The 240-nt window shown below is 58.3% G+C and carries 1 protein-coding gene; it reads left to right on the top strand.

The annotated features are described in order from the left end of the window. Nucleotides 1-240: ATP-binding cassette domain-containing protein (locus AC3XQU_RS24735; protein ID WP_489876741.1), on the top strand; the 240-nt coding region annotated here is incomplete at both ends.

Below are 240 nucleotides of genomic sequence, written 5' to 3'. Positions count from 1 at the left end.
GTCGACAACCTCAACCTGTATATCGACCGTAACGAAGTGCGCGTGGTGATCGGCCCCAATGGCGCCGGCAAAACCACCGTGCTGGACCTGATCTGCGGCAAGACCCGCGCCACCAGCGGCAGCATCCAGTTTGACGGCCAGGAACTGACCAGGATGCGCGAGTACAACATTGTGCGCGCTGGGGTGGGGCGTAAATTTCAGAACCCGTCGATCTACGAAAACCTCACGGTGTTTGAAAAC

Source organism: Telluria sp. AZSoR62 (assembly GCF_058111565.1).
This window is presented reverse-complemented; position numbering and strand designations above follow the sequence as displayed.